The sequence below is a fragment of the Nocardioides sp. genome (genome assembly GCF_036374615.1).
GTDB lineage: Bacteria > Actinomycetota > Actinomycetes > Propionibacteriales > Nocardioidaceae > Nocardioides.
Genome location: NZ_DASUTK010000141.1, coordinates 1 through 15,510, shown reverse-complemented (window position 1 = coordinate 15,510; position 15,510 = coordinate 1). Strand labels below are relative to the sequence as shown.

Genomic DNA, 15,510 nt, shown 5'->3' with positions numbered 1-15,510 from the left:
GCCTCGTGCGTGGCAGATTCGTGGGGACGCGACTCCTTGACGTCGTCGAGGGCAGAGCGAAGCTGGCGAAGTCTCGCCGACGCCACACGGTCGGAGTAGCGTGTGGCACGTCCCCGTCCGGGGGGCGGGGGAGCCCGGAGGAGGGTTCAGACGGGAGCCCAGGCCACTGCTGTCACGCGCCCGCGTGGTCTGACCATCGCGCAGGCTTGGCTGATCCTGCTCGTCGGCCTCGCGGCCGTGGCGGGGTCCGCGCTGCTGGCGCTCACCAGCGACCACATGGTCCGGCCCCGGGTTCAGGCCCTGCTGTCGGGCTGGGTCACGACCATGTTTCTGTTCAGTGGACTGGTCGCTTGGTGGCGCCGTCCGGCCAGCAGGTTCGGGCCGCTGCTGCTCGTCGCGAGTGCGGTGTGGGTGCTGGGCACCTTGCAGCGGAGCAACCAGCCGGTGGCGTACTCGGTCGGTCACGTCATCGACATGCTTCCGCCCGCGGTGTTTCTGCACGTCTTCCTGGCGTACCCGACCGGTCGCCTGGAGCGGAGATCGGAACGGCTTCTCGTCGTGGCGTGCTACGGCGTCGCGGTCGGTCTCCAACTGCTGAAGGTGCTGCTCGGCGTCAACCCCGACAACGTGTTCGCGCTCGCCGAGGCCCAGGCGGCCGGCAACTGGGTCGAACGCGTTCAGCTGGTGTGCGTCGGTGCCATGCTGGTGGCAGGCGCGGGGCTGCTGCTCGTCCGGCGCCGCCGCGAGACCCGTCACGACCGTCGGCGTCGCCGCCCAGCGGCGCTCCTCGTCGACGCCTTCGGCCTGGCGCTGGTGATGCTGGCTGCGCTGTACGTGTTCGGTCTGTTCGGCGGGCCGCCCTTCGAGGCCTTCCGACACCTGACGTTCGTGGCGCTCGGCCTGGCGCCGGTGGCTTTCCTGATCGGTCTGCTCGACGCCCGGCTCGCCCGCACCGACGTCGGCGAGTTCCTGATAGAGCTGCGGACCGACCCGGCCCGGGATCTCCAGCCGCCCCTCGCGAAGGTGATGCACGACCCGTCGCTGCAGGTCGCCTATTGGCTACCCGAGTACGACGGATGGGCGGACAAGGACGGTCGGCCACTGCCCCTGCCCGGATCCGATTCCGGACGTGCCGTGCGCATCATCCGTCGTGATGCCTCGGCCGTGGCCGCGCTCGTGTTCGACCCCTCCCTGGAGGACGAGCACGAGCTGCTCGACGCCGTCGAGGCCGCCGCCGGCATCGCACTGGAGACCGCCCGGCTCCGCGCGGAGCTGCGGGCCCAGGTGCAGGAGCTACAAGGCTCCCGCGCCCGGGTGCTCGAGGCGGGACGACGCGAGCGGCAACGGCTCGAGCGCGACCTCCACGACGGCGCCCAACAGCGGCTGGTGGGGCTATCGCTGGAGCTGGGAGTGCTCGGCCGCGCTGAGCAGACCGATCCCGAGACGCGGCGACGGCTTGCCCGACTGAAGAAGGAGGTGGTGATGTCACTGGAGGAACTGCGTGACGTCGCACGCGGCCTCCATCCCGCCGTGCTCACGGGGCACGGTCTGCCGGTGGCGCTGGAGTCGTTGGCCGCCCGTGCGTCGGTGCCGGTGGCTCTCGACGTCGAGCCCAGCTTGGGTCGGCTGCCGGAGTCGGTCGAGGTGGCGGCCTTCTACGTGGTGAGCGAGAGCCTGACCAACATCGACAAGCATGCGCGAGCTCGCTCCGCCGTCGTACGCCTTGCACTGCTGGACGGTGCCCTCGTCGTCGAGACTGTGGATGACGGGGACGGCGGAGCAGACACCGAGCTGGGGACCGGCCTGCGGGGGCTGGCCGACCGGGTCGAGGCACTCGGTGGACGTCTCCAGGTCTGGAGCCCGAAGGGGTCCGGCACCCGGCTGCGGGCGGAGATCCCGTGCGGGTAGCGATCGCCGAGGACAGCGTCCTGCTGCGTGAGGGTCTGACCCGGATCCTCGCCGAAGCGGGCGACGTCGAGGTGGGGGCCGCTTACGACAACGCCGACGCCCTTGTGCAATGGGTCCGTACCTTCACTCCTGACCTGGCGATCGTGGACATCCGGTTGCCGCCAACCCACCAGGACGAGGGAATGCGTGCCGCCCTCCACATCCGTGAGCACCATCCCGAGGTGGCAGTGCTGGTGCTCTCTCAGTACGTCGAGCTCGGCCTCGCGCTGCAGCTGCTCTCGGAGTCCGCCGACCGGGTGGGCTACCTGCTCAAGGACCGGATCGGCGACGTGGACGAATTCGTCGGCGCCTGTCGCCGTGTTGTCGCCGGCGGCTCGGCCGTGGATCCCCAGATCGTGTCCACCCTGCTCCGTCGCCAGCGCAGCCACGACCCGCTGGGCGCTCTCACCCCCAGGGAACACGAGGTGCTTGAGCTGATGGCCACCGGGGCCTCCAATCAGGGCATCGCCGACGCGCTCGTCATCACGCTGCGGGCCGCAGAGAAGTACGTGTCAAGCATCTTCACCAAGCTGGGGATCCCCAGCACGCGCTCCGAGTCACGGCGGGTCCTCGCTGTGCTGCGCTATCTACGCGCGTAGGCCACCCGCGCGGCAGGGGGGAAGCCCGAACCCCCGGTCGGGAGGTCTCCCGGCATGCCGGATTCCGCGACCGCCGCCAGAGTCACAGGGGTGTGGAAGTCCAGAGTGGTCCAGCCCGACCAGCGCCGATCGACGCAGCCCCACCAGATGGCCGAACCGCCGGGGGCCATCGATACCCGTCGAGACAGGAGTAGGCCCATGGATGCCCTTGCCAACGCGGTGCGGCGTCATCGCGTGCTCATGTTCTTCGCGCTCGCCTACGTCCTGACGTGGGGGGCGATCCCGTGGGACAGCTTCTTCGCCCCAGGTGCCTTGATCGCGGCGATCCTGGTCGTCGCGGTCACCGAAGGACTGCCGGGCCTCCGGGACCTAGGTGGCCGTCTGGTGCGGTGGCGGGTCGGTGCGAAATGGTGGGCCGTCGCACTTGTGGTCCCGCTCCTGGTCGACCTGGCGGCCGCCGTAAGCAACGTCGCCCTCGGTGCCGCCGCACCACTGACCGCCCAGCTCCTGCCGTGGTACGGCATCCCGTTGGCCATCGGACTCGCCGTAGTCAACCCCACGAACGGCCCGCTCGCGGAGGAGCCCAGCTTCCGCGGCTATGCACTCCCCTCTCTGCAGAGCCGCCACACCCCCCTGGTCGCCACGGCGATCCTGGCGGTGGCCGTCACCGGCTGGCACGCCCCGCTGTTCGTGATGTCCAGCTTCGACCTGCACCCTGTCCACGCGGTGACGACCATCGCGGTCACGTTCTGGTACACGTGGCTTTTCGACCACGCCGGCGGCAGCGCCCTGATCACGCTCGTCGCACATGCGACCGAGGGCAGCGTCGACAGCCAGAGCCTCTTCGCCGCATCAGCGGACGCGGCACGGATGGACTGGCTGTACGCAGCCGCCTGGGTCTCGGTGGCCGTGGTGCTGCTCGTCGCGGACCGCCGATTCTGGACCGGTCGGGCGCCCGGCGCGGCCGTCCATCCTGACCCGCAGTCCCGGTCCCACCGGGCCGGGGAGGGAGGGGTCCCGATGACCGGACGGGCGGCGACCGGTCGGTGAACGCGCCAACTATCTCGTCAACCACAACCCGAGAGGAATCACCATGCTGCTCTCCACGATGAACGACCTACCTGGAAACGAGATCGAGGCGGTGATGGGAGAGGTCTTCGGCCTGACCGTGCGCTCCCGACACGCCGGATCGGTCATCGGAGCCGCCTTCAAGTCCCTCGCCGGCGGCGAACTTCGCGGCATGACCAAGGCACTGACCGAAAGCCGCCAAGAGGCCCAACAGCGGCTGGTCGAGGAAGCCACTCAGCTCGGCGCCGACGCCGTCCTGGCCGTGCGGTTCGACGCATCCGAGATCGGAAGCGGCTGGCAGGAGATCTGTGCGTACGGCACGGCCGTCCGACTCGCGCACCCTCCCAACGGCTCGCCCGAGGCCGAGAGGCGCTGACGAGATGACCACGCGGGGCGGGTTCAGGCACGTGGTGGTGGCCGGTGGTGGCATCGGCGGCATCACCGCGGGGCTGCTCCTGGCCGCGAGTCTGGGGCGACGTCTTAGGTCCAACAACCCGAAAGGAGTGCACCATGTCTTCGCAGGCACGTAGTCCGGAGACCACAGCCGCGCACGAGACTCAGCTCGGTGGAACCGCCGGCGTGGTGGCAGCCGCGCTGTTCGTACTGACCACGATCCTCACCCAGCTCGCGCCGATCGGAACCGAGTACGAGTCGGCGACGGACTACCTCCATCAAGTCGCCCTGGCCCTTGCCTATGTAGGGGTCCTGATCGCCCTCGTCGGCCTCCATGCTCGGCAACGTTCCAGTCGGCGATACGGACGGCTCGGGGGGATCGGAACCACCCTCACCCTCGTCGGCTACGGCGTGGTCCTGGGCGTCGTCGTGGCCGGCATCATCATGGGTTCCAAGGTTCTCACCGAGCCACGCATAGCGGCTGCCTTGGTCGTGCTCGTCGGCTCCGCCCTGCTCGGGGTGGCTACCCTGCGAGCCCGGGTGGTGCCGTGGTGGTGCGGTGTCCTGCTCATCATCGCGTTCCCGCTCGGAGATGTCGCCAATCGGCTCTTCTTCGACGGCGCCGAGGCGCTCCTCCTGGCGATGTTGTGGGGCTCGATCGGTACGGCACTGCTGAAGCCGACCAGCGGCAGTCAAGCTGGTCAGCGGCCTGAGGTGACCAGGTGAGAGTGGCTCGAGAAGGTTCCGCATGGCTCTGCCGGTCCTGCTCGTGATGGTGGGCGAGCTCGTGCTCAGGTAGTGACCTCGACCTCCATGCGCTGCGCGACGGCCGCGACGCCGAGGACCCGGGTCACGTCGCCTCCGCCGGGCTGGGAGTGGGTGAGCGACATCCACACCGGGCAGGCCCGGCGCGTCGCCGAGGGAAGCCGGCAGAGCCCCGGTCCGACGTCGGCGCAGACGCCGACGGTGGAGCCGTGCTGCTCGGCGAGGTCCGTCAGCCAGGGACGTGACGCGTCGCCTGCTCGACCTCGGCCCTGGCCTCGTCCACCGCAACGCGGGCGGCCTCGGCCGCATGGGCAGTCTCGGCCTGGACCGCCTGGGGCCGGGCGACCGGCCCGATCGTCCGCGGGGGAGCGGCTTCGGCAGCTCCCGACGGGCTCCTCACGTCGCGATCGGCCGCGAAGGCAGACGTCACGGTCTTGACGGCCTCGGTGAGCTCGCCGGGGATCAGGAACCAGCCGTTCCCGTGCTCGGCGAGGCGGGGGAGCATCTCGAGGTACTTGTAGGCCAGCACCTTCGGGTCTGCGTCGTTGGCGTGCACGGCCTGGAACACGCGCTCGAGGGCCTTCGCCTCACCGTCCGCCTCGAGGATCATCGCCTGCTGGTGGCCCTCGGCCTCGAGGATCTGCTTGTTCCGGGTGCCTTCCGCGGTGAGGATCAACGCCTGCCGAGCTCCTTCGGCGTGCAGGATCGCGGCGCGCTTGTCGCGTTCGGCCCGCATCTGCTTCTCCATCGCTTCCTTGATGGTGGTCGGCGGGTCGATCGCCTTGATCTCCACCCGGTTCACACGGATCCCCCACTTCCCCGTCGCCTCGTCGAGCACCTCGCGCAACCGCGTGTTGATGGTCTCGCGGGACGTGAGGGTGCGTTCGAGGTCCATCGACCCGATCAGGTTCCGCAGGGTGGTGACCGTGAGCTGATCGATCGCGTGCAGGTAGTGCGCCACCTCGTACGCGGCCGCTCGCGGGTCGGTGATCTGGTAGTAGAGGACGGTGTCGATGGCGACCACGAGGTTGTCCTCGGTGATGACCGGCTTGGGGTCAGAGGAGTACACCTGCTCGCGGACGTCGAGCTTCGTGTTCACCCGGTCGACCAGCGGGATGATCAGGTTCAGACCGGGCTGCAGGGTCTTGTGGTAGCGGCCGAACCGCTCGATGTTGTACCGCCGGGCCTGCGGGACGATCCGGATGGCCGAGGCCACGACGAAGACGACCACGGCGGCCAGGACGAGGATCGGTACCAAGAGTCCCATCGTGCTCACCCTTCAGTGGTTCGGGGGTCGGGTAGCGCCTCGCGCGGATGGACCAGGGCGGTGGCACCGTCGATCTGGAGCACGTCGACACGCACTCCAGGTGGGATCACGAGATCCTCGTCGTACGGTCGGGCCGACCAGTCCTCCCCGGAGAGGTGCACGAGCCCACCGGTCGCACTGACCTCGCGGGTGACCAGCGCCGACCGGCCGATCAGGGCGTCGCTGCCGTCACGTGAGGGCGGCGGGAGTGCGAGGTGGCGCTTCGCGACGGGGCGGACCGCCACCAGGCCGACGCCGCCGGTGATCGCGAAGGCCAGGACCTGGATCGGGACAGATGCCCCGAGGCCGGCGGCGACGGCGGCCACGAGTGCCCCTGCGGCCAGAAGGCCGAGTGCCAGCGTCAGCGTGAAGAATTCCGCCACGCCGAGGAGAACCGCAACTGTCAGCCAGAGCACCCACCACATGAGGCCACCCCTCCGTTCAGGGATGTGCTCCCCATCGTACTGCGGCAGGGGGCACCGTCGACCTGGTCGAGGTGCCCCCTGCCGAGGACGGCGGCGGCGGTCCACTCACGTGAAGAGCACGCGGCCGATCGCCATCACGCCGAGCGGGTCGTAGGTGCGGATCGCCCGGCGCAGCCGCTCGATCGTCGCCTCGTCGTAGGCGTCGGCGTACTCCTCGGGCGTGAACGTGAAGTTCGGCAGCCGCGGCCCACCGGTCCAGGGAGCCATGGCCTCCAGGATCTTCGCCGCGTGCTCCTCGACCCCGGGGACGTCGGCGATGCCCACCGTCAGCAGCGAGTACGCCGCACCGCGGGAGCTGAAGGCGCTCTCGTGCTCGCCGGCGCGGGCGATCGCCCCGCCCATCTGGCGTACCTCGACGAGCACCTGCGGCGATCCCGAACCATGGCCGGTCAGGTCGAGCAGCGCCTCGGCGGCCTCGGCAGGGAAGTCGGTGAGCACCGCTCCCGCCTCGAACGCCGGGGTCGGGTCCAACGGGTCGGTGTGCACCGAGTCGATGGCGGTGTACGGCTTGTGGGCAACGTCGTCGAGCAGGACGGGAGCGGACTCGCGGATCGTGGCGAACCTGCGCTCCCCCTCCTCGGCGTCTCCCGTCCAGACGTAGCGCACCGAGAGTGCGAGCCGGTCGGCGAGCTCCGGCGGCACGCCTGGCATCGCCGGCATCTGGAAGAGCGCGATGGAGGTGGTGGCGACCTCGGGCAGGTCCTCGGCCCACTCGAGCCACCGCTCGGTGACGGTCGCAGCGTGCTCGCCGTCGAACCACAGGGAGCCGCCGTAGAACATCGGCTGCTCCACCAGGTCGAACTCGATCGCGGTGACGATCCCCAGCATCCCCTTCCCGCCGCGGAGGCCGAAGAAGAGCTCGGGGTGCTGGGTCGGCGTCGCGCGCCTCAGCTCCCCGTCCCCGGTGACGACCTCGATCGCACGCACCCGGTCGATGGCCATGCCGTAGGTGCGAGCCATCGGCCCCAGCCCGCCGCCCGTGGTGTAGCCGACGATGCCGACGTCGGTGATCGAGCCGGACAGCGGGGCCAGCCCGTGGGGAGCGGCGGCCTCGACGACGCGGACCCACTTCACGCCGGCTCCGACCCGCGCCCAGCCCTCCGGGTGGACGACGCACTCGTCGAGACCCTGGGTGGTGACGAGGAGCTCCGTGGTGAGCTCGGCCATCGGGCCGTGCCCGGTGGCCTGCGGTGTCACGTGCAGCCCGTGGCGGGCCGCGAAGCGCACGGCTTCGACGACGTCCTGCGCGCTCTGCGCCGCCAGGACCGCCGCGGGTCGCACGGGGATCGCGACGTTCCAGGGCGAGACGAGCGCGTCGTACGCCGCGTCTGCGGGAACGGCGACGGTGCCGGTCGTGAGGGCGTCCAGTTCGGCGAACGGCGCCTGGGACGTTCTCGGTTCGACTCGGGTGTCGATGATGGTCATGGGGTGTCCTCCGGGATCGTGGTGCGGTGAGGGCACCACCGTGCGCCCGGGTACTTGAGGGAACCTTGGCGACGACTTGAGAGCTCACTTGAGCCGGCTGGTCAGGCCTGCCGCCGCGAGGAGTGTGGCGGGACGAACCGGCCGTCGGGATCGGCCGCCGCGCGGATGGCCATCAGCCGCTGCCAGGCCGACTCGGGCCACCCGCGCCGCTCGTCGACGGCCTCGTCCGCCATCAGCAGGTACGTCGAGTCGGTGGTCCAGGGCCGCAGGGAGTCCATCACGCGGGCGGCGTCCTCACGGACCGCCGGCCAGCCGGCCCCGGTGTCCGTGCCTACGCCGAGCACCAGGAAGGAGCCGTTCATGGAGTCGAGGACACCGCCCCTGGACGAGGGGCGGGACAGCGCGCCGCCCAGCTGGCGGATCTCGACGAACAACAGCTCCGACCCGGAGCCGGGGCCGGCAGCGTGGACCAGTGCCTCCACCGCCTGATCGGGGAGGTCGTCGACGAGGACGCTGTTGGCGTAGACCGCCGTCGGTGCCTCCGGGTCGAGGTGGAGGGTCGCCACGGAGCCTGGCGTCAGCTCGGCGCAGGTGTCGAGCTCGGGCTGCAACGCCCGCAGCGGCGCCAGCAGCCGCGCGCTCCGCTCGGGATCTCCGACAGCGACCGAGTCGAGCAGCAGGAGCCGACGCCCTCGGACCTCGGCCGGCAGCCACGGCTCGTCGGGCGCCTGGAACAGTCGCGCGATGCTGGTGACATCCTCCGGCGCGTCGGCGGCCCACTCGGCCCACGCCCCCAGCACGCGTGGCGCATGTGTCCAGTCCCAGGCGAGCATGCCGCCGTACACCCCGCTCACGGGCAGCAGGTCGAACTCCAGTGCGGTCACCACGCCGAACCCGCCGTGGCCGCCGCGCGCGGCCCACAGCAGGTCCGCATCGGCGGTCTCGGTGGCGCGCACGAAGGTGCCGTCGGCCAGGACCAGCTCGACCGCGGTGAGCGCGCTGCACTGGAGGCCGGCGTGCCGGGCGTACCAGCTCAGCCCGCCGCCGATCGACGAGCCCACGACGCCCACGCCGGGACTGGTGGTGTGCCGGGCGGCGAGGCCCGCCGGGGCGGCCCGGTCGACGACGTCCCCCCAGCGCACTCCAGCACCGACCCGGGCGGTCCGACGTTCCGCGTCGATGTGCAGCTCGGTCATGGCCGAGGTCCGCAGCAGGATCGCGTCCTCGAGCCGACCGGCCAACGGCGGGGCGCCGTGACCGGTGCCCTGGGGTGCGACGCGCAGGCCCAGCCCGGCGGCGTGACGCACGACGTCGGTGACCTCCGAGGGGAACGCCGGGTACGCCACCGCCGCAGGTCGCGCATCGACCTGCAGGTTCCACGGCCACCGGACCTCCTCGTACGCAGGGTCGCCGGGCAGGTGCACGGCGCCTCCGCAGAGGCTGCGCAGGACGTCGTGCCCGGGGTCGGCGACGGGGAGGGAGTCAGGAACCACGGCGATCCTCACGTTCGGGGACCCCGAGCATGGCGCCGCCCACTTGAGGACTACTTGAGCCGCTCGCGCCGGCGTCCGGCGGCAGGGACTCGAGCACGGCGCGCACCGTCGCGGGAGTGAGGAAGAGACGCTGTGCGACCTCGTTGACGTCCAGCCCGGCGGCGGAGAGCTCGGCGGCCCGTCGCTGCCGACTGGTGAGCCGCGCCTGAGACCGGTCGGGGTCGGCCGCCGCGTGCCCGCGCGCACGCAGCGCCTTCGCGGCCGCGCGTGCGACGGCGCCTGCGCCGCACCTCCGGGCGGTGTCGAGCGCGGAGGTGAGCAGGGCCACCGCCTCGGCGTCGGGCACCGACGGCAACCGCCCGAGGACGAGCTGGGTGCGGGCCTCCTCGAGCACCGCTCGCGAGCCCGACAGCACGGCCGCCGCCTCGCGCAGGTCGGGCTCGCCGTCATGGCCCTTGAGCACGCCGCGCAGGCGCAGCGATCGGCCGAGCGACGACGCCGCTCCCCAGCCGCGGAGGAGGCGCAGCTCCTCGTCGGCGAGGGCGAGCGCCTCGTCGTCGCGACCCAGCGCGGCCAGTGCCCGCGCCTTGAGCCCGCGCCACGGCGCCCAGGCCGGGTTGAGGACCTCCGGGTAGTCGGCGGGAGCAGTGAGCAGGTCGAGGGCGTCGGCCGGGCGCCTGGTCTCGATCAGCAGCCGCGCCGCACTGTCGCGCATCAGCCGGCCGCCCTCGCCGAGCCAGGGTAGGGCACGGGCGGCCTCCAGGTTCGCGGCAGCCTGCTCGAGGTCACCGCGGTCGAGCAGGACCCCGAGGGTGAAGGCCGCGGCGTACGTCGCACCGACCCCGGAGATGCCCCACATGTCCTGCTGCTCGGTCGCGTCCGCGAGCGACTGGAGGGCATCGTCGAGCCGGCCGTGCTGCCACTCGGTGAAGCCGCGCCACAGGTTCACCGACAGTGCGACGAAGAGGCCGCCGGTTGCGTGGGCGTGGGCGAGGGCGCGCTCCCAGAAGTCGTCGAGGTCCTCGTCAGCGAGCTGGAGCACCATGGCGGCGACGATCCACAGCAGGCCGTTGTCCACCTCCAGCAGCCGGTCGCCCGCGAGCGCGAAGCGACAGAGCTCGACGGCCCGTTCACGGTCGACGCCGTCGCGGAGCAGCTCGTACCCGAGCACCGACGCCAGCATCCGGGCGCCGTCCCCCTCGCCGACGACCTCCGGGGCCGCTCCGGACCGGTAGCCCTCCTCCGGGAGTCCGTGCATGAAGCCGGTGATGCGCTGCAGCGCCAGCAGGCCCTGCCGCTCGTCGACGAGCTCGGCAGGTACGGCGGCCGCCGCGCGAGCCGCGAAGTCGGTCGCCACACCGGGGGGTGACACGAAGGCATGGGTCCGTGCGATCACCATGCCGATCTGCGCTCGCTCCCGGTCGTCGCCAAGCAGCTCGTACGCCTCGGACAGGTGGGCGGCCCCGGCGGGGCCGTCGACGAGGGTCTCGATCAGGCCCAGCTCGACCAGGACGTCGGCGCGCGCCTCGCCTGCCACCCGCTCCTCGAGAGCCCGGCGGAGCAGCAGCACCGCCGCGTCGGATGCGCCGCGTCTCATCGAGGTGCGGGCCGCCTCGCGCAGCAGGAGCACGGTGTCGGTGCTGCCGCGGTGCGGGGCCCGCAGGAGGTGGGCCGCGACCTGCTCCGCCGCTGCCCCCTGGTCCTGCAGGACGCGGGCTGCCCGCTCGTGGTGGAGTCCTCGCTCGGCGGCCGGCAGGTCGTCGTACACCGCCTCCCGGATCAGGGGGTGCACGAACGTCAGGTGACGGTCGTCGGTGAGGATCTCGGCGCGGCCGAGGGCGTCCAACGCGGCCGCGACCTCCGCCTCGGGGAGTCCCGAGAACGCGGTCACGGTGGGCAGGCTCGCGGCCTCGCCGAGCAGTGCGACCGCGCGCGCGACCTCGGTCGCCGCGCTCGGCATCCGCCGCAGTCGGAGCGCCACCAGCGCGGACACCGCACGCGAGCCGACCGCCCGGACCGTGTCGACGTGCGACACGTCGGGTGGGATGCCCTCGTCCTCCAATGCCCGCAACAGTTGACGCAGCAGCAGGGGGTTGCCGGCCGTCATGCGATGGCAAGCGTTGACGAACGACTCCGCGCCGTCGCCCAGGCGCTCGCGGACGAGCGCTGCCGCGGCCTCGGCCGAGAGCGGTGCCGGTCGCAGCACGGTCACCTCCGGGTCGAGGCCGATCTCGTCGAGCAGCGCGTCGTCCGGCTGCGGCTCGCCGGTACGACGTGCGACGACCACGAGGACGGGCAGTCCCTCGAGCCGCTTCTGGATGTAGGCGAGGTAGCGCAGCGAGGCGCTGTCGGCCCACTGGACGTCGTCCACGCAGATGACGAGCGGGCCCTCGGAGGCGAGGTTGACCGTCACCCAGTAGAGCCCGTGCAGCACGGTGAAGCCACCCTGCGGTGCCGGTCCGTCGACGGCGTCCTCGAAGACTGCCGCCGCCCCGGCGGCGGCCCCGGCCAGCAGCACCTCGCGGCGCGCGGCGTCGGCCAGGCACGGCTCGAAGAGCTGCCGGACAGCTCCGAACCCGAACGACCGCTCCAGCTGGCTCCCTCGTGCGGCGAGCACCCGAAGCCCGCCGGCGGTGGCGAGCCGGGTCGCCTCGACGAGCAGCCGTGACTTCCCGATCCCCGCCGGACCTTCGACGACCACCCAGCCGGACCGCCCCGCGGACAGCTCGTCTATCACCCGCCCGAGGGCGGCGGTCTCGCGGGCTCGGTCCACCAGGTCCGTCGCAGTTGCGCGCGGGCGCGGAGCGGCCGGTGTGAGCGCAGGTGCGGCGGGCGCGTCCAGGGTCGGGGACTGCGCCAGCACCTCGGCCTCCAGCGAGCGCAAGGCGGGGCCCGGGTCCACGCCGAGCTCGTCGGCCAGCGTCTCCCGCGCGCGGCGCAGCGCCGCCAGGGCGTCAGCCTGACGGTGGGACCGGTAGAGCGCGAGCACGAGGAGCCGCCACCGCTCCTCGCGCAGCGGGTCGTCGGTCAGGAGGGCCTCCAGCTCGCCCACGAGGACGGCGGCGTCGCCCAGCTCCAGCCGCGCTGCGAGCAGGCGCTCCCGGGCGACACCGTGAAGCTCGGTCAGCCGCACCGTGTCGGCCTCCACCCAGGGCTCGCCGACGTACTCGGCGTACGGCGTGCCCCGCCACAGCCCCAGTGCCTCCTCGAGAGCGGCAGCGGCCTGGGCCGGTGGCATGCTCGCCGCGTCGTCCACGGCTCGCTCGAAGCACCAGGCGTCGACCGTCTCCGGGCCCAGCCGGAGGACGTAGCCGGCGCGGGTGCTCGCGATCACGCCATCGCGCTGGCGGGCGTTCGCCTCCGGTTGGAGGCGCCGACGCAGGTGGCTCACGTAGGCCTGGATCGCCCCCGTGGAGTTCGCCGGGGCGGCGTCGCCCCACACGCAGTCGGCGAGTCGGTCGGCGGGGACCGCCTGGTCACGCATGATGACCAGGGCCGCGAGCACGGCGCGCTGGCGCCGCCCGCCGAGGTCGACCGCGGCACCGTCCCTGGTCGCGGCCAGCTCGCCGAGCACCCGCAAACGTAGTCGCGAGTCCCCCTCCACCTCGTTCCCCCCAGTTGCTCTGCCGCAGGATAGCGGCGTCGGCGGGGTCGTGGGATGGCTCGATCGGGTGGGTCGTCGCCCCGCGACGAGCTACTCGCGACGTGCTACTCGGGGTGGGCTACTCGGGCCGGGCGATCTCGGCCAGCAGCAGCGCGCGATAGCGCCCGTCCGCGTCGTCGTAGCCGAGCCGGGGCAGCCACTCACCGAGCATCGAGGCGAAGAGCGAGCCGCTCTCGATGATCCTCGGGTCCATGTGGCCGAAGACCTCGAGCGTGACCGTCCCGTAGAGGGTCGCCCACGCCTGCATGAAGGGCCACAGCATTCCCAGGTGCCCTTCGGGAAGCTCCGTGACGTCGACCGGGAACAGCGGCTCGCGCAGGGCGGCCGCGACGACCGGGTCGAGATCGTCGAGGTCGGGGTGGTCGAAGTGGGTCTCGTGCCACACCTTGATGAGGAGGCCGTGCATGTACAGGCCGGAGGTCCAGGCCGTGATGAACTCCGGGCGGCGATGGCAGGCGGACGCCGCCACCGGGTTGGCGAACACGACGGAGAACTCCGCGGTCTCGCGCAGCGCCCAGCGCCGGAATGCCACGGAGGCGCAGATCAGCTGCGCCATCGGGTCGTCGTCCGGCTGCGCGGCCGCCGCGGCACGGAACTCGTCGGTCGCCGCCTTGTCGATCTCGAAGGCCACCAGGTCGACCAGCTCCTGGTAGCTCGCGACGTAGCGGTAGAGCGCAGGTGCCGTCATCCCCATCCGTGACGCCACCGCACGCAACGAGAGGTCGGCGCCCTCGCGCAGCAAGGCGCGAGAGGTCGACACGATCTCGGCGTACGTCGCCTCGCGCTGCCGCTCCCGGCGGGTGAGGCCCTGCTCACTGGTCTGGGTCACGAATTCCTCCAGCTCTCTTGACGGCTGCAGTTTACACCGTTTACGGTTTACACCGTTCACTTTCCTGAAGGGTGTGTTTTCGATGCTGGATCGCTGGAGCAGGGTTGTCGTCCTCCGGCCGCTCGCGGTGCTGCTCGCGGGCCTCGCTCTGACCATCGCCGCGGGCGCCTACGGCGCCGGGGTCTTCGGCTCGCTGTCGCAGGGAGGTTTCGAGGACCCGGACTCCGAGTCGTCACAGGCCCTCCAGCGGGAACGTGACGAGCTCGGCAACCACGGCGCGGACGTGATCGCGATCTACTCCAGCGACGACCTTCGCGTGGAGGACCCGGAGTTCCGGCAGCGCGTGGAGGCCGCGCTCGCCGACCTGCCCGAGGGTTCGACCACCCAGGTCGTCACCTGGTACGACACTGCCTCGCCGGACCTGCTGAGCCGCGACGGCCACAGCACGCAGGTCGTGATCTCGCTCGCCGGCGACACAGAGGACGAGAACCTCGAGAGCTTCGAGGCGATCGAGGACGACCTGCACGCCGAGGGCCTCGAGACCGACCTCGCGGGCACGTTCGCGATCTTCTCCGACGTCAACGAGCGCACCGAGCAGGACCTCCGTCGCGCCGAGACCATCTCGCTGCCCGTGGTGGCCGTCCTCGCCATCCTGATCTTCGGCAGCCTGGTCGCCGCCTCCATGCCGGTCCTCGTCGGAGCGGTCGCGGTGGTCGGAGCACTCGCGGTCGTCCGGCTCCTGACGCTGTTCACCGAGGTCTCCATCTTCTCGGTCAACGTGATCACGCTGCTCGGGATGGGTCTGGCCATCGACTACGCACTCTTCGTCGTCAGCCGCTTCCGCGAGGAGCTCGCGCGCCGCCCCGACGACGACCCCGGCGCGGTCAGCGCTGCGCTCACCACCACGATGCGGACGGCCGGGCGGACCGTGCTCTTCTCCGGCCTCACCGTCGCCGCCGCGATGTCGTCGCTGCTGGTCTTCCCGCAGGCCTTCCTGCGCTCCATGGGGTACGGCGGCATCGCGGCCGTGCTGGTCGCGATGCTGGCCTCGCTGACCCTGCTGCCGGCGACGCTGCGGCTGCTCGGCCGCCGGATCGACAAGGGCCGGGTGCTGCGCCGTGGCCGGCCCGCGGACGACGGCCACGGCGCGTGGGCGCGGATCGCTCGTGGCGTGATGCGTCGCCCGGTCTGGGTGCTGGTCGGCGTGACGGTCGGACTGCTGGTGCTGGCGTCGCCGTTCCTCGGCGTGAAGTGGGGGTCGGTCGACCACCGGATCCTGCCCGCGGACGCGCCGTCGTACATCGCGATGGAGAAGCTCGCGACCGAGTTCGGCGACGAGTCGTCGAGCGCCAACCTGCTGCTCGACGGCACCGACCCGGCTGACGTGCAGGCCTACGTCGGCGAGGTCGAGGCGGTGCCGGGCGTCACCGCCGTGCAGCCGGTCGCCGCGGACGGCGACGTGACGCTGCTGCGCGCGTCATGGGAGGGCTCGTCGCAGACACCCGCGTCGCAGGACCTGGTCCGCGACATCCGCGA

The 15,510-nt window shown here is 71.8% G+C and carries 12 protein-coding genes; 6 read left to right on the top strand and 6 right to left on the bottom strand.

From position 1 onward, the window contains the following. The first annotated feature begins 237 nt into the window (after window positions 1–237). The 5 genes from VFZ39_RS11150 to VFZ39_RS11130 all read left to right on the top strand — a co-directional run bounded on the left by VFZ39_RS11150 (window position 238) and on the right by VFZ39_RS11130 (window position 4,733). Complete coding sequence (locus tag VFZ39_RS11150) at window positions 238–1,908, top strand: sensor histidine kinase (RefSeq protein WP_330865824.1); 1,671 nt, start codon at window positions 238–240, stop codon at window positions 1,906–1,908. Continuing rightward, complete coding sequence (locus VFZ39_RS11145; RefSeq protein WP_330865823.1) at window positions 1,899–2,546, top strand: response regulator transcription factor; 648 nt, start codon at window positions 1,899–1,901, stop codon at window positions 2,544–2,546. Before VFZ39_RS11150 ends, VFZ39_RS11145 begins: the two co-directional genes overlap by 10 nt. Window positions 2,547–2,744: 198 nt before the next feature. Continuing rightward, window positions 2,745–3,596: a type II CAAX prenyl endopeptidase Rce1 family protein gene (locus VFZ39_RS11140; RefSeq protein ID WP_330865822.1), complete on the top strand. Its 852-nt coding sequence runs from the start codon at window positions 2,745–2,747 to the stop codon at window positions 3,594–3,596. Between the two features lie 43 nt (window positions 3,597–3,639). Next, complete coding sequence (locus VFZ39_RS11135) at window positions 3,640–3,990, top strand: YbjQ family protein (RefSeq protein WP_330865821.1); 351 nt, start codon at window positions 3,640–3,642, stop codon at window positions 3,988–3,990. A gap of 134 nt (window positions 3,991–4,124) precedes the next feature. Next, the gene (locus tag VFZ39_RS11130) at window positions 4,125–4,733 is read left to right on the top strand and encodes a hypothetical protein (RefSeq protein ID WP_330865820.1); all 609 of its coding nucleotides are present in this window, start codon (window positions 4,125–4,127) and stop codon (window positions 4,731–4,733) included. Between the two features lie 268 nt (window positions 4,734–5,001). On the opposite strand, the gene VFZ39_RS11125 is transcribed toward VFZ39_RS11130, so the two are convergent. The 6 genes from VFZ39_RS11125 to VFZ39_RS11100 form a co-directional block, all read right to left on the bottom strand. After that, entirely contained in the window at window positions 5,002–6,039 is a 1,038-nt protein-coding gene (locus VFZ39_RS11125) for an SPFH domain-containing protein (protein WP_330865819.1), read from the bottom strand. Between the two features lie 5 nt (window positions 6,040–6,044). Continuing rightward, complete coding sequence (locus VFZ39_RS11120) at window positions 6,045–6,503, bottom strand: NfeD family protein (protein ID WP_330865818.1); 459 nt, start codon at window positions 6,501–6,503, stop codon at window positions 6,045–6,047. 105 nt (window positions 6,504–6,608) lie between these two features. Further along, window positions 6,609–7,988, bottom strand: coding sequence for an FAD-binding oxidoreductase (locus VFZ39_RS11115; RefSeq protein ID WP_330865817.1), 1,380 nt, complete (start codon window positions 7,986–7,988; stop codon window positions 6,609–6,611). A 101-nt stretch (window positions 7,989–8,089) separates the two neighbouring features. Then, window positions 8,090–9,481, bottom strand: coding sequence for an FAD-binding oxidoreductase (locus VFZ39_RS11110; protein WP_330865816.1), 1,392 nt, complete (start codon window positions 9,479–9,481; stop codon window positions 8,090–8,092). Further along, window positions 9,471–13,055: a BTAD domain-containing putative transcriptional regulator gene (locus tag VFZ39_RS11105; protein WP_330865815.1), complete on the bottom strand. Its 3,585-nt coding sequence runs from the start codon at window positions 13,053–13,055 to the stop codon at window positions 9,471–9,473. Before VFZ39_RS11105 ends, VFZ39_RS11110 begins: the two co-directional genes overlap by 11 nt. Before the next feature lie 148 nt (window positions 13,056–13,203). After that, window positions 13,204–13,974 (bottom strand): TetR/AcrR family transcriptional regulator, encoded by a 771-nt coding sequence (locus VFZ39_RS11100; protein ID WP_330865814.1) that lies wholly within the window; start codon window positions 13,972–13,974, stop codon window positions 13,204–13,206. 82 nt (window positions 13,975–14,056) lie between these two features. Here VFZ39_RS11100 and VFZ39_RS11095 point away from each other — a divergent pair. After that, on the top strand, window positions 14,057–15,510 hold a 1,454-nt coding region (locus tag VFZ39_RS11095; RefSeq protein WP_330865813.1), incomplete at its 3' end, for an MMPL family transporter.